Below are 14,492 nucleotides of genomic sequence, written 5' to 3' on the forward strand. Positions count from 1 at the left end.
GCCTCACGCCTCGGCTTGCGCGGTGCGCGCGAAGCCGAGGGAGGCGAGGAAGTCCGCCGCGTCGCCGCTTGCGGCGAAGACGGCGGTCCCGGCGAGGATGCGACGGCACGTCGCGCCGAGTTCGTCGCGCGCCGCCTCGACCGTTCCGGCCGCGGCACCGGCGACGCCTGCCGCGCCAGCCGCGTCGCCGAGCACGCCCAGTTCGTCGGCGAGACGTCCGGGCACCACGAACAGTCCCTGCATGCCGGCCAGTCCGATCTCATCCGTTCCGATGATCGCCTGCGCCGACTCCCCCGCCGCCACGTCGCCGTCCGTTCCGGACGCGGCGTCGCGCAGGATGAGGTTCATCTCGTAGCCGCGATCGGTCGCGATGAGGCTCGCCGACACCGACGCCCCGTCACGGACGACTCCCTCACCGGCACCGGCACCAGCACCAGCGGAAACGCCCTCGCCCTCGACCCACGCGGCGCGGATGCGCTCGGACGCGGAGACGGCCGTACCGGCCGACTGCGCGACGACGCGCACCGCGGTGCCCGGCCAGTCGAGGAGCTCCACGACCGCGTCGGACGAACCGGGCACGGCGAACGTGGCCGCCGCCTCGGCGCGATGCAGCGGCAGGAGCTCGGCGCCGCCCTCGTAGTGCTCGTGCACGGCGGCCGTGCCGCCACGGAGCGCCGACGCGGCGTCGCAGCCGATGAAGTGGCCGGGGAACCGGTCGACGAAATCGATGAGGCGCGCGAACATGTCGGCGTCGGCGATCAGCGGCGTATGCTCCATGCTCGCGCACACGCCATGCTGGCGGACGATGCCGTAGCGCTTGAACCGCCAGAACCAATCGTCGCCGCCGAGCGTGAGCGGCACGGTCCTGAGCGTGCGACGGCCGCGCGGCGCGTAGCCTTCGTTCTCGTGGCACGCCCCGCACGCGGGGTAGCGTCCGGACACGTCGCCGGAGGCGGGGTCCTCCTGCGCGAACTCGGGCTTGGCGAGGTCGATGACGAAGGCAAGCCCGTGCGCGTCGAATCGGGGGTTCGCGTCGAGCTCGCTCTTCTTCACGGAATCATTGCCCACGCAGTAGTCGTACAGCCAGCGCATCGCGTCCTCGCCGCCGCCGTTGCGCTCCTCGTCGAGGAAGCGGCGGGCCACGGTCGAGGGGTTCGCGGAGAGCAGGCCCATCACGCCGTCCGACGCGATCGGCGCCTCGTCGCGCGTGCAAATGCCGGCGACGACGATGGCGTCGCGGAACCGGTCGAGCAGACGGTCCGGGGTCAGCGGTTCACGGGAGGTCGCGCCGGTGACGCGGTACGTGGCGAGGCCGAGCATCGCGAGTATCTCGTTGCGCTTCCAGTCCACGTCGAGCGGGTCGAGTTCGAGCCGTCGCGTCGCGTAGTCGATGAGCGCGTCGATGCTGCCGTACACGTTGGCGAGCGCGTCGGCCTGAGCCGCCGCCTCGCCGTCGATCTCGATGGGGTCTCGATCGGTGAATGCCATGGATGTCCCTCCGCCGTTTGCCGAATGATGCGGGCGTTCCGGGCCGACTTCGTCGCCGGCTACGTCGCGCCATGATGACCCCATCGTAGTCGTCGCGCGGCGTTCCGACAACCGTCGCCGCGACGATACACCGTCGTGATGCACCGTCGCGGCGGCACGGCGGACGCGACCACGTACCCGCAATACGTACCCGCGATCACGCGGTCACAGCTCCACGGTCTCCTTGTTGTCGTTCTTGACGTGCGCGAATTTGGCGGCGAGCGCGGCCTTGTTGCGCTTCTCGTCCTCCTCCTTCGCCTTCTTCTTCGCCTCGGCTGGGTCCCACAGCACGTCCTCGCGATGCTTCGTCCATTCGGCGGCGGCGAGCGGCGCGACGAACGCTGCGGTCGCGTCGAGCAGGGCGGCGTCCCCCACGCCGGTCGTCGCGCCTTCCGCGGCCGCCGTCGCGGCGTCGGCGAGCGCGGCGGCACGGGCGGCGAGCAGGTCGCGGATCTGCACGTCGGTCAGGCAGATGCGCGGCACGGAGATCTGTTCGCGCAGCTCGTTGACGACGAGCAGCAGCGGCAGCACGGCGCGCACGGCGGCATCGTCGACCGGTGTATCGGCGGTGACCAGCGCGGCTGGCCCGGTGGCGGAGTCGTCCTCGACGGCGGCGAGCAGCGCGTCGCACACGGTGAGCGCGGCCGCGAACCGGTGCGCCATCGCGTCGACGAGCGCGGGCGACGGCTCGAACGCGTCGTCGTCGACCGGCACGGCGGCGGCACCGGCGGCGTCCGCGGCTTCGGCCGCGCCGCCGGTCTCGCCGCCATCGCCGGTACCGTCGCCGGCGACCGCGTACTCCCCCGCGTCGAACGTGCCGTCGTTCACGGCGGCTTCGACGGCGTCCAGCGTCGCGTGCACGCGCACGGACGCGGCGTCGTCCCACGTGATGCCGAGGTCGGCGGCGACGTCGTCGACGAGCGTCGCGTCGCCGGTGTCGGAGAAGTCGGCGAGCGCGTCGTAGGCGTCGTTGGCGGCGAGCAGCGCGTCGACGATCGTCTGCGGACGTCCGGGGATCGCGTCCGCGCCCTCGTACACGAATTCGGCGTCGGGCACGGTCACGTCCTCGCCGGTGAGGATGCGGGCGAAGGCGCGCGTCACGCGCACCTGCAGGTTCTCGCCGTATTTCGCGTCGTTGTCCATGCGCATCGCGTCGGTGAGCGGCCACAGCGCGATCAGGCGCGCCGCCTCGCGCGCCGCCTCGCGCACGGCGGGCGCGGCGGCCACGCGCACGATGTCTGCGGTGTTCAGTTCGGTCATCTTGCTCCTTTGCGTTTCGTTCGGACGGCGTGCGATGCCTTCCGTCGTGCGCGGCGCACGGCACCCCACCCGTCCGGCTTCGCCGGCCACCCTCCCCTCTCGCGGGGAGGGAAGCGGCCACACGTATCGGCTTTGATTCTAGTGTGCGTCTATTGGATTCCGGCGGCGGGGTCGACATACGTGATGGACATCACACGGCCGGTCTCGCAGTCGAACGTGATGGACGTGATCGAGGCGAGCGCGGTGTGGCGCAGGAACATCCAGTGTTCGGCGTGACCGGTTTCGAGCAGATGACGGAACGACCAGATCGGCGATTCGTGGCTGACGACGATGATCTGCTCGCCGGGGTGCTGGCGGACCTTCTCGCGCGCGAAGTCGCCGACGCGTGCGGCGATGTGCGCGTACGACTCGCCCCAGCTGGGCTTCCACAGGTTCGCGACGAGCCTCCAGTTGCCGTTCCTCCACAGCGCGCCCTCGCCGTGGCCGATGCGCTTGCCCCGGAACTCGTTGCCGGCTTCGATGACGCGTTCGTCGGTCGTGAGCGTGAGCGGTTCCTGCCCGCGCGCCTCGCGCACCGGGTTCAACGCGGCGAGGATCGCGCCGGCGGTCTCGCGCGTGCGGTCGAGCGGCGACGAGTAGACGGCGGAGACGGTGTTCATCTGCGGGCTCGCGGCGATGTACGCGCCGGTCGCCTCGGCCATGCGGCGGCCCACGTCGGACAGGTGGAAGTCGGGCAGGCGCTCGTAGAGCAGATGATCGGGGTTGTACACCTTGCCGTGACGGACGAAATGGATGGTGGTGGCGGTCATCGCCGGCCTCCTTCGGGAATCGGTGAACGGTTCGCGATACGGTTCGCACTATGTATTCCAATCTACCGCGGTACGGCCGCGTGTCGCGGCGCACGCGCGCGTAGAGTGGCCGCGACCGAAGAGGGCCGACGTTATCCGATCGGGAGCGGAAAGGAGCGGGTGCGGTATGTCCAATACAGTGATCACCGGAATCAGGGATGTCGCCGGCAAGGTGTTCGGCGGGTATGCGGAGCTGCTGCGCATCCCGCACACGGCACGGTATTCGATCGGCGGCGTCATCGCGTGCATGCCGTTCCCGATGATCGGCATGACGATCACGATCTCCGTGCAGCATTACTACGGCAACTATTCGCTCGCCGGCCTGCTGACCGCGCTCCAGGCGATCGCGCTGGCCGTCGCGACGCCGCTGCTCGGCAAGCTCACCGACAAGTTCGGCCAGCGGCAGGTCTCGATCCCGACGATCATCGTGTGGATCGTCGCGGCGATCGCGCTGACCACGTCGATCACGAACCGCGCGCCGGAATGGGTGCTGTACTGCCTGACGCCGCTCCTCGCCGCGATCCCGCCGTGGGGCGCGATGAGCCGCGCGCGCTGGACGCGTCTGCTCAAGGGCGACCGCGAGCGCACCGACCGCGCGCTGTCGCTGTGCGGCGTGCTCGACGAATGCATGTGGGTGGTCGGCAACCCGCTTGCCTCCACGCTGGCGGTGATCTCGGGCCTGCTCGCGTTCTCGTTCACCGGCGTGTGCGTGATCGTCGGCGCATTGATGTTCCTCACGGAACTCACGACCGAACCGCCGTCGCAATCGGACCTCGCGAGGGCGGAAGGCATCTCGCGCAAGGAGTACCGCGCGCGCGAGGCGGCGAAGGCGGAGGCGCTGCGCGCCGAGACCGCCGCCGAGGAGACGCGACGCCGGCTGCGCGCGCAGGGCGTGACTGACGAGTCAATCGTTTCACGTGAAACAATGCGCGCGATCGAGGAGGCGAAAAGCGGGCGGAAGGCGTCGATCTGGGGGCCGGGACTCATCGCCGTATGCGTGACGTGGTTCGGCCTGGGCGCGTTCCAGTCGGCCGCCGGCATCTCGATCATCGCGTTCGCGACCGAGTCGAATATGAAGCAGTACACGGGATTCGTGTTCGCCTGCTTCTCGATCAGCTCGCTGTGCGGAGCACTCGTGTACGGCGCGAAGAACTGGACGATTCCGCTGTGGAAGCGGTTCTACTTCTGCCTCGCGGTGGTGAACCTCGGCATCGGGTCGTTCATGTTCGCGAAGCACCTGTGGGTCATCATGATCATCTACCTGCTGATTGGCGTATGCCAGGCGCCCACGTGGATCAACGGCAACCAGCTGATGCTGCACCTCGTGCCGCCGTCGCGGCTCACCGAGGGCATGGCGTGGATGGGCGCGATGAACTCGATCGGCTCCTCCGCCGGATCGGCGATCGCCGGCCAGTTCATCGACCGCATGGGCTCGCACGGCGGCTTCATGGTCGTCACCGCCCTGGCGATCGGCTCCCTCGCGATCGCCCTCGTCGGATTGAAGCAGATCAAAACCTCCACCGAACAACCCACCTTGACCGAAGTGTCAGTGTGAGTGCACACCTTGGCCCCCTCTGACGAGGGGGCTGTCGAACGCAGTGAGACTGGGGGAGAGATAGCTGGAACGCAACGTTCATGGTCTCTCCCCCAGTCCGCTTACGCGGACAGCCCCCTCGTCAGAGGGGGGCCAAGGATGGACGGACTGCCTACGGCCCCACACCAGAGAGGGCCAAGAGTCCTAAAACAAAGGCCTGCGTGATGGATGTCCATCACGCAGGCCTCCTCGCATGCACGTCGTCCCCTACTTCGGCCAGCCCTTCGGGGTGTGCTCCAAAGACCAGACGCCGAGCTTGTGGGAGAAGCTGTTCTGCCACTTCTCCTCGAGCTGTTCGGCGGTGAGGCGGTTCTCGGCGGACTTGAGACGGTTCATCGCGTTCGTGTGCGTGTCGTCGAGCAGCCACTTGCGGATGAGGAAGTTCCACACCATCACCACGGCGGTGGCGATCAGCTTGCCGACGTTCGTGCGCAGCAGGTACTCCGCGTGCTGCGTGACGTAGGCGTCGTGGTTCATGCCGTAGGTGGAAATCCAGATGATCGCGTCGTTCATGAACAGGCCGATCACCGCGCCCACGACGAAGATGACGATCTCCATCCAGCGGGCCATGTCGTCACGATGCTTGAACACGAACTTCATGCTCGCCAGATAGTTGAAGATCAGCGAGATGATGAACGAGATGGTGGCGGCGATCACGTTGTGCATGTGGAACACGCCGACCAGGATGTTGAGGATGCCCCAGTCGATGATGAAGGCGATCACGCCGACGATGCCGAATTTCATAAGCTGTGCGATCAGTTTTCTCACAAGGGGCCATTCAACACCATCCATCTGACCGGAAGGCCGCTCCTCCGCCAGTCAGCCAACAATCTCCTCATTCGGGAGCCGATTGCCGACGCGCCTATCATGGCTATGACACCGGCTATGACGCATGGGTGTCATGCGAAAGCGAACGACGAAAGGCGGAGGACGGCATGGACCACATCAGGATGTATATCGATGGACGGTGGATCGATTCCCCGTCCGGAAGGACGGCGCAGATCATCAACCCCGCCGACGGCCGCCCGGCGGCGACGATGACGCTCGGTACCGCCGAGGATGCGGACAGGGCCGTCGCCGCCGCCGAACGGGCGTTCAGGCCCGGCTCGTCATGGCGGGAACTCGCCACGGACGAACGCGCGGAACTGATGCTCAAGGCCGCCGACCTGATCGAGGAGCGTGCGGACGAACTGGCCACGGCCGAGACCAACAGCGTGGGACGCGTATACCGGGAGACCAGATACGACGACGTGTATGCGGCCAGCGGCGCGTTCCGCTATTACGCCGGACTCGTCCACGAACTGCAGGGCAGGTCCTCCACCGCGAACGGCGACATGATGACCGTGACCGTCCGCGAGCCGCTGGGCGTGTGCGCAGTGCTGGCGCCATGGAACTATTCGATGGGCACCACGGCCGCCGGGATGGCCCCCGCGCTGGCGGCCGGCAATACGGTGGTGGTCAAACCGTCGTCGCTCTCCCCCGTCGCCACGGCGATGATGGTCCAGGCCATGGCCGATGCCGGATTCCCCGCAGGCAGCATCAACCTGGTGCTCGGCTCCGGCTCCGAGGTCGGCACCGCCATCGCCCGTAACGAGCACGTGGCCAAGATCACCTTCACCGGCGGCACCGAGACCGGCAGGGACATCATCGCGAAGTCCGCGACCAGCGTCAAACGCTATGCGATGGAGCTGGGAGGCAAATCGCCGTTCATCATCTTCGACGACGCGGATCTGGACGTCGCCGTCGACCGGCTCATGTTCGGCGTCTTCCTCAGCCAGGGGCAGGTGTGCGTCGCGGGTTCGAGACTGCTGGTCCAGGACACCGCCTACCGACGGGTGATGGACCTGCTTGAGGAACACGTTCCCGCAATCCGCATCGGCATGCCGATGGATCCGGACACCGAGTTCGGTCCGATGGTCTCCAAGCGGCACATGGAACGGGTGCTGGACTACATCCGCATCGGCCGGGAGGAAGGCGCCAAGGTACTCATCGGCGGCCACCGGATCACCGAGGGCGAGTTCGCGCAGGGATATTTCGTCGAACCGACCGTGTTCGTGGACTGCACTCCGGACATGCGCATCGTGCAGGAGGAGATCTTCGGCCCGGTGCTCACCGTGCAGACCTTCACGGATGAGGCCGAAGCCATCCGACTCGCCAACGACACCCGCTACGGTCTCGCCGGCGGCGTGTTCACCTCGGACATGGGCCGGGCGCTGCGCGTGTGCACCGGCGTGGACACGGGCATCATGTGGGTCAACACGTATATGGACGACACCCAAGGCATGTCGGTCAGCCCCCACGGGCAGAGCGGCACGACCGTGGACGGCGGTCTCGACGGGTTGAAGGAGTACACCGTGCTCAAGCAGATCAATCTGAAGTTCACCCCGTCCAAGGCGGGCTGGTTCGGCGGCGTATCCGGGAACTAGACTGGGGCCGTACATCGTACCATATTCCGTCAAGGAGGAATCATGCCCGTCATCCATACCCATGTGTCCGTGAAGACCACGAAGGAGCAGCGCGAGGCGCTGAAGGCCGCGTACGGCAAGGCGATCACCGCCGTGCCGGGCAAATCCGAAGGCTGGCTCATGTGCCCGTTCGAGGATGATATGCCGATCTACTTCGGCGGCTCCGACGACCAGCCGGCCGCCTACGTGGAGGTCAACGTGTTCGGCCGCGGCGCCATCCCCGGCTCCGCGTGGGAGAAGCTCACGAAGAGCATCATGGCCGCGCTGAACGGCGAGCTCGGCATCCCCGAGGACCGCACGTACATCCGCTACACCGCCACCTCCGACTGGGGCTGGAACGGCGGCAACTTCTAGCCGATACGGGATCACGGCATCGCATTTGAGCTGAACGGAACGAATCGCATTTCGTGGCCGCCCGCGGCGGCTGTCTCTCCCTCAGTCACGGCATACGCCGTGCCAGCTCCCTCGTCAGAGGGAGCCCGGTAATCGGCTCCCTCTGACGAGGGAGCTGTCGGCGAAGCCGACTGAGGGAGAGACAACCCCGCCACGTACACGCAAGAGAGCCCGCCATCACTGGCGGGCTCTCTGCTAATCAGCCGGAATCAGCCGAACAATCACACGATCTTCGGCATCGGGGTGGTGAGCGACGTGGTCAGGTTCACGTGGACCAGACCGGCGCCGGCGTGCACTTCGACCTTCTTCAGGGTCACGGTGCGCTCGTCCTCCGGGGCGCGGTCGTTGTCGGTCATCGTCGCCGGGGACTTGACCGCGACCAGCGCGAGGTCGGCGAGGGAGAAGCCGGCGGACTCGCACAGCTTCACGGCCTCGTCGCGGGAGGCGAGGAAGCCGTCCTTGAACTTGACGCGTTCAGCCGGAACGCCGTACGCGTGCTCGGCGACCCACTTCACGTTCTCGATGACGGACATGCCCTTGTGGCTGTGCGGACGGGCCGGCATCGAGCCGTTGGTGAGCACGTCGACGAACGCGTCGAGCTGCGGGGCGAGCGCCTCGCCGCCGTCGCGGTACAGGTTGCCGATGATCGGATCGCGGAACTCGAGCTTGGCGGCGGTCTCCTTCAGGGCCGGGATCTGGTCGTCCTCGCCGTCCCACAGGTTGACGAGCGGGAACGTCGGGATGTCGAGGCCTTCGAGACGGTTCACGTGGAACGGGTAGCGCCAGGAGAGCTCCGGATCGTCGCGCCACGTGGACGCGCGGGTCACGACGATCGCGGCGGACGGCCACTGCGCGTCGAACTCGCGGCAGGCGATGTCGAGCCACTTCTGCGCGCCCGCGTCGGTACCGTAGCCGGCTTCGACGATGACGACGTCGTGCAGCGCGCACGCCATCTCGACGGAGACGAGCGTCGGGATGCCGATGGACACGTTGGCGAACGGGCCGCCGTGCACGTAGACCGGGGAGCCGTTGACGGTCTCCGTCTTCGCGGGCTTGACCGCGTCGGCGAGGATGCCGGTGATGCGCCACAGGTCGATGAACTCGCCGAACGTGACGGCCTTGCCGTCCTTCGTGCCGGCGATCATCTTCGCGACGCGCTGGCCGATCTCGTCCATCGAACGGGACAGCACGACGATCTGCATGAGCTCGCAGGTCGGGGTGAGCACGACCTTCTCCTTGACGTCACCCTTGCCGTAGTCGACGGCGATGGAACGCAGGGAGCGGGACGGCACTTCGGAGACGCGCGGCACGAGGATCGTGTCGAGCTTGTCCTCGTCGACGGCCTTCTCGGCGAAGGAGACGAGCAGGTTCTGGGCCGCCTCGATGGCGCCCATCTCGCCGCACAGACCCCAGTCGATGAGCTCCGGGTGGGTCAGGGAGGCCTTGCCGCCGCCGGACGCGCCGCCCTTGGAACCTGCGGCGGTGATGCCCATGCTCGGCTGGCGCAGCACGGCGGCCGCGTCGATGCCGCGCTCGTTGAGCGCGTCGATCAGGGCGATGGTCGTCGTGGTCTTGCCTTCGCCGCGCGACGCCTTGAGCGGGGTGTCCGCCGTGACGAGCACGACCTTGCCGTGCTTGCGCGGGGCGTCGGGGTTCTTCTTCAGGTAGTCGAGGTAGCCGAACGCGTCGATCTTCTCGACCAGGCCATACTGGCTGGTGAAGTCTTCGATGGTGGTCATTGTTCTCCTATGTCTCCTACTCGCATCCGAAGATGCCGGAATCAACGCGCACAATGATGCCACACCCATTGGCACGTATTGTTTCATAGCCTACAACCCGTGATTCCCGAGACTCGATTCCGCGGGCGAAGCGCCTACCTTACCCGAGACCGTATGTCTCGTGACGCCGCCCACATGGCCAAGCCAGCATCCGAGCGGGATGGTGAGCACGCCGCCGATGATGAAGATGAGCCGCACGTCGATCATGTCGGACAGCGGCCCGAAGACCATCATGCCCAGCGGGGTACCGAAGGTGGAGAACGCGTTCAACAGTCCGAACACGCGGCCCTGCATGTCCTCCGACGATTCCTGTTGGAGCATCGTGAACGCCGGCGATGCGGCCAACGGCGTGGCCAGTCCGGTCAGGAAGTCGATGATCAGGAACACGAGCAGCGTCGGCGCAAGGCCCAATCCGGCCGTGGTGATGCCGATCAGCACGAATCCCACGGCCACCGCGCGCAGGCAGTCATGGATGCGTTTGGCGCCGATGGACGACATCAGCAGCCCGCCGAGAATCATGCCGATGCTCCACGCCAGCTCGTTGGCGGCCAGTTTGTCCGACGTGCTGGAGAGCACGGCGAACCCGAGGTTCAGGTCATCGTGCCGGTATTCGCGGTTGATCAGTAGCAACGTGAGGTTCATCGGCGCCACGTTGATGAAGCAGACCAGCGCGTTGCCGAGGATGACGCTTCTGATGCGCCGGGACCGCCACGCGTACGCGAAGCCCTCCCGCAGGTCTCGGATGACGCGCGCAGTGGTGCCGGGGGTCGCAACGGTTTCTCCAGCCGTCTCGCCGCCGGTCTCCTGCACGCCGGCCGATTCGGGGACGCGTATGCACGCCGTGAATCCGATGCCGATGACAGCCGTGGTCACGTCGACGAACAGAATCGCCCACAACGGCAGGACGTTGACCAATACGGCGGCCAGCGCGGGCGCGGCGATCTGATTGGCGGACTGCAGGGTCCCGTTGACGGAGTTGACCCGCATCAGCTTGGATTCCGGTGTGATCTGCGGAATGAACGACTGCACGGCCGGAGTCTGCACGCCACCTCCCGCCGACCGTAGGGCGAGCACCAGCATGATCAGCGGAAGACCCGCCCAGCCGGTCGCGAACGCCGCGGCCAACAGGACGGTGAGACCCGCGATCACGGCATCGGGCAGAATGATAAGCAGTTTACGGTTCCACCGGTCGGCCCAGACGCCGCCGAACATGGACACCACGGCCTGCGGCAGGCAAGTGGTGATCATCGCCGCAGCCATGACCGAACCGGAATCCGACCGCATGACCAGATGCCAGAAGATAGCGTATTGCACCACCGACGACCCCAGCAATGAAAGCGTCTGCCCGGTCAGCAGCAATGCAACCCGCCGTTTCCAGGTCGTGCCGCGCGATGGGGCCGCCGGCTGGCGGTCAGTTGGGCTGAGGGAGCCCGATGATGGCGTATTGGATGACGTATGAAGTGAAGTATTGTCCGAGGTATTGGTTGACATGACGATCCTTGGGTATCCGTCTCCCGCATGCCGATGAACGGGAGGTCCGATGATGACGACGGACGGCGCACGGATACAGCTCGAACATGGTCGCCGAAAACCGCTGGATCAAGGCATGCCGACGACCACGCGTCAGCGTGGGAAGGGCATACGAAGGGCCATAGGGAAAAGGCCATAGGGGCCGCAACAGCGGTGAAACGGGAGACGACGAGCCGCGTTACGCGCGCCCGCCGGTCACGCGCGGGCGGAACTGGATCCTCGCCATCACGCATGACATGATCATCATGCAACATCTCATGCGCGTCACGATACCAATCCGCCGAACCGCTCGCGCACGGCATCCGGAATCTGGACGGACCCCAGAAGTCTCCCCCACCCCCATACACCAGCGGCCGGAAGAGGAGCGTCGCCTCTTCCGGCCGCTGTCCGGCGTATCGGGCATCTCACGCGCAGCACCTGATCACGCAGGCGGCTGCGCCGGGCGTATCCGGACGAACCTAGAAGTCGGACATGTGGAAGCCGTTCTTCATGGCCATGGAACGCGTGTACAGCACGGAGTCGAGCAGCTCGTCGGTCTCGACGCGCAGCTGGTCCGCCATGGTCTGGTTGGCGGCGGCCAGGATCCCGCGCACTTCGCCGTTGCGCACGGCGTCGATGATCGCGTCCGGCTCGAGCGGCTGCACGTCGCCGTCCACGTTGTCCGCCTCGAACTCCTCTTCGGCGGCGGATTCCGCGGCGGCCTCAGCGTCCGTGAGACCCAGCCGCGCGACCTGCTCGTCGGTGGCGGCGACGAGACGGTGCCCGGCGGCGAGCGTCTTCTGCTGGTAGCGTTCGACGGCGTTCGCGGTGTCGGCGAACGCGCCGTCGCACAGGGCGGCGATCACGCGGTTCGCCCAGTAGAAGTTCTCGGTGGTGACGCGCGTCGTCGTGTCGGCGAGGTAGGCGGGGGTCGCGTCCACGTTCGGGTAGAACGGGACGAGCGTGTTGAACGGGTTGGAGCCGTACGCCATCCACTGGATCGCGCGGTTCGCCTGCGGACGGTACGGGCGGATCTGCAGCACGGCGAGCTGGCTCTGGCGGTTGATGCCGATCGGACGGTACATGTGGCGCGTGTGCTCGTCGCCGCGCTTGCCGTACGGATCGTACGGGGTGCCCTGGTAGTGGCCGGACAGCACGTACTTGACGTCCTCGATCGTGATCTTGCGCTCGGGCTGGCGGGCCCACGGGATGTCGTTGTTCTCCGGGCCGTGGTCGGCGTCCGCGCCGTCCCACACCTCGTCGTACGGGTTGAGGAAGCGCTGCATCCACCAGGCGCGCGGCGTGTTGTACACGTGGTCGGAGTCGGAGTGGGAGCCGAACGCGTCGCGCGGGTTGAACGGCGTCGTGTTCTCGACGGCGAGGTCGAGATGGTTCTCCTCGATGAACTCGGCGAGGTCGGCGGAACACATGTGGTCCTCCTGGTCACCGAGCGCGTCGTCGAGGTCGAACTCGTCGATGCCGAGCTGGTTCGGCATCGTCACGTACGCCTCGTCCGGCACGCGCTTGGCGATCCAATGATGGCCGCCGACGGTCTCCATCCACCAGATCTCGTTCGCGTCGCTGAACGCGGTGCCGTTCATCTCGTACGTGCCGTACTCCTCGAGCAGCGCGCCGAGTCGAGCGACGCCCTCGCGCGCGGTCCTGACGTACGGCAGGACGATGGTGAGGAAGTCCTCCTCGCCGATGCCGCCGGGGATCTCCGGCTCGTAGTCGGCGTCGCCGGGCGTGCCGTGCGCCGGGACGCGCTCGACGAACGGGTCGGCGCCGAGCACGCGCTCGTTCGTGGTGAGCGTTTCGGTGGCGCTCATCGCGACGTTCGCCTCGTTGACGCCCGCCTCGCCCCAGATGCCTTCCTTGCGGTCCGCGTTCGGCACGGACGTGTACTGCAGCGGATCGTCCGGCAGGTCGATCTCGACGTGCGAGATGACGGACTTGTAGCGGCGCGGCTGGTCCTCGGGCTTGATGACGAGGAACTGCTTGGGGCAGAACTCGCCGTTCGCGGAATCCTCGTTGCGGGCGATGATGGTCGAGCCGTCGTAGCTCGCGTCCTTGCCGACCAGAATCGTGGTGCAGGCCATAAGTGTGTGTTGTCCTTTCTGTAGTGCGTTTTTCCGTAGACGTTCCGTAGGTGCGGTGTCGCCTCCCTCTGACGGGGGAGGTGTCATGCGAAGCATGACGGAGGGAGAGACGGGAGCGGCCCGCGGGCCGCGGGAAACGGCATCGCGCAACGCGCGATTCATGCCGTTGCGGACCGGCGTCCGTGGTCTCTCCCCCACCCGGCTTCGCCGGGAGCCCCCTCGTCAGAGGGGGGCCGAGGAAAGCGCCATGCGCCGTGGGGCGCGTGTCCGAGGCGGCCCGGGCGCGCGATCAGGCCTTGCCGGTGAGGAAGATGCCGGCCTGGTCGGGGGTCTCGCCGGCCTCGCGCAGCTTGTGGAGCAGCTCGTTCATCCAGAAGCCCTGATTAAGTCCGGGCAGCGGGTTTTTGGTGGCGTAGACGTGCAGGTAGTAGTCGTGGTCCTTGTCCGGCGGCTGCGGGCCGTTGTACCGCATGGTGACGGCCGGGTCGTTCTCGCGGCCCACGAACTTGGAGGCGGACGAGTTGCGGCCCTGCACGGCCTCGGGGATCATCGAGGCCATCTGGCGGGAGAAGTCCGGCGGGATGGCGAGCGCGTGCGCGTCGTTGAAGTCGAACATCAGCGCGTCGATGGGCAGGTTCGCGACGGTCCAGTGGATCCATTCGAATCCGCACACGGGAATCGAGTCGGGGTCGGTGAACGTCCAGTGCAGGTACTGGGCGTCCGGCGAGACCTCGTCGATGTAGAAGGGGAAGGAGATGACGGGCACGCCGCCCGTGCGGTATTCGGGCGCCGCCGCCTTGGCGAAATCGTCCGGAACCACGGTGAAATCAGCTGAGATCTTCATGTCTCCCAGTGTATCGCGCGGAAACGCGGCGAACGCGACGGGAGATGCGCGCGGATGGCGGAACGACGGAACGACGGAACGACGGAACGACGACGCGCCCGTCCGCCGCGAACGTGCGAACGGGCGGGCGCGGGAACGCCGGATACGGTGGGGAGGACCGCCGTCGGACGGTCCT

The 14,492-nt window shown here is 67.0% G+C and carries 11 protein-coding genes; 3 read left to right on the forward strand and 8 right to left on the reverse strand.

Translation table 11 applies throughout. The annotated features are described in order from the left end of the window. Window positions 1-3: 3 nt before the first annotated feature. The 3 genes from AC1AYN_RS04840 to AC1AYN_RS04850 all read right to left on the reverse strand — a co-directional run bounded on the left by AC1AYN_RS04840 (window position 4) and on the right by AC1AYN_RS04850 (window position 3,596). Window positions 4-1,488 (reverse strand): UDP-glucose--hexose-1-phosphate uridylyltransferase, encoded by a 1,485-nt coding sequence (locus AC1AYN_RS04840; protein WP_476532385.1) that lies wholly within the window; start codon window positions 1,486-1,488, stop codon window positions 4-6. A 204-nt stretch (window positions 1,489-1,692) separates the two neighbouring features. Next, window positions 1,693-2,787: a hypothetical protein gene (locus tag AC1AYN_RS04845; protein WP_476532386.1), complete on the reverse strand. Its 1,095-nt coding sequence runs from the start codon at window positions 2,785-2,787 to the stop codon at window positions 1,693-1,695. A 149-nt stretch (window positions 2,788-2,936) separates the two neighbouring features. Beyond that, window positions 2,937-3,596 carry a histidine phosphatase family protein gene (locus AC1AYN_RS04850; protein ID WP_476532387.1) on the reverse strand — a complete coding sequence of 220 codons (660 nt, stop codon included), beginning with the start codon at window positions 3,594-3,596 and terminating at the stop codon, window positions 2,937-2,939. Window positions 3,597-3,762: 166 nt separating this feature from the next. Between AC1AYN_RS04850 and AC1AYN_RS04855 the strand changes: the two genes are divergently transcribed. Further along, complete coding sequence (locus AC1AYN_RS04855) at window positions 3,763-5,190, forward strand: MFS transporter (RefSeq protein ID WP_476532388.1); 1,428 nt, start codon at window positions 3,763-3,765, stop codon at window positions 5,188-5,190. A 246-nt stretch (window positions 5,191-5,436) separates the two neighbouring features. Here the strand turns inward: AC1AYN_RS04855 and AC1AYN_RS04860 are convergent, their stop codons facing one another. Continuing rightward, window positions 5,437-5,973, reverse strand: coding sequence for a GtrA family protein (locus AC1AYN_RS04860; RefSeq protein ID WP_165784846.1), 537 nt, complete (start codon window positions 5,971-5,973; stop codon window positions 5,437-5,439). A 206-nt stretch (window positions 5,974-6,179) separates the two neighbouring features. Between AC1AYN_RS04860 and AC1AYN_RS04865 the strand changes: the two genes are divergently transcribed. Together AC1AYN_RS04865 and AC1AYN_RS04870 are read left to right on the forward strand one after the other, a co-directional pair. After that, window positions 6,180-7,655: an aldehyde dehydrogenase family protein gene (locus AC1AYN_RS04865; RefSeq protein ID WP_476532389.1), complete on the forward strand. Its 1,476-nt coding sequence runs from the start codon at window positions 6,180-6,182 to the stop codon at window positions 7,653-7,655. Window positions 7,656-7,697: 42 nt separating this feature from the next. Beyond that, window positions 7,698-8,048, forward strand: a complete 351-nt coding sequence (locus AC1AYN_RS04870) for a phenylpyruvate tautomerase MIF-related protein (RefSeq protein WP_476502953.1) — start codon at window positions 7,698-7,700, stop codon at window positions 8,046-8,048. Between the two features lie 260 nt (window positions 8,049-8,308). On the opposite strand, the gene AC1AYN_RS04875 is transcribed toward AC1AYN_RS04870, so the two are convergent. The 4 genes from AC1AYN_RS04875 to AC1AYN_RS04890 form a co-directional block, all read right to left on the reverse strand. Then, window positions 8,309-9,826 carry a formate--tetrahydrofolate ligase gene (locus AC1AYN_RS04875; RefSeq protein WP_476532390.1) on the reverse strand — a complete coding sequence of 506 codons (1,518 nt, stop codon included), beginning with the start codon at window positions 9,824-9,826 and terminating at the stop codon, window positions 8,309-8,311. 90 nt (window positions 9,827-9,916) lie between these two features. Then, window positions 9,917-11,356: an MFS transporter gene (locus AC1AYN_RS04880; RefSeq protein WP_476532391.1), complete on the reverse strand. Its 1,440-nt coding sequence runs from the start codon at window positions 11,354-11,356 to the stop codon at window positions 9,917-9,919. A 497-nt stretch (window positions 11,357-11,853) separates the two neighbouring features. Continuing rightward, window positions 11,854-13,473 carry a C69 family dipeptidase gene (locus tag AC1AYN_RS04885; RefSeq protein ID WP_476532392.1) on the reverse strand — a complete coding sequence of 540 codons (1,620 nt, stop codon included), beginning with the start codon at window positions 13,471-13,473 and terminating at the stop codon, window positions 11,854-11,856. A gap of 289 nt (window positions 13,474-13,762) precedes the next feature. Then, window positions 13,763-14,317 (reverse strand): YbhB/YbcL family Raf kinase inhibitor-like protein, encoded by a 555-nt coding sequence (locus tag AC1AYN_RS04890; protein ID WP_034527399.1) that lies wholly within the window; start codon window positions 14,315-14,317, stop codon window positions 13,763-13,765. Window positions 14,318-14,492: the final 175 nt, after the last annotated feature.

It is taken from the genome of Bifidobacterium sp. LH_413 (assembly GCF_056357015.1).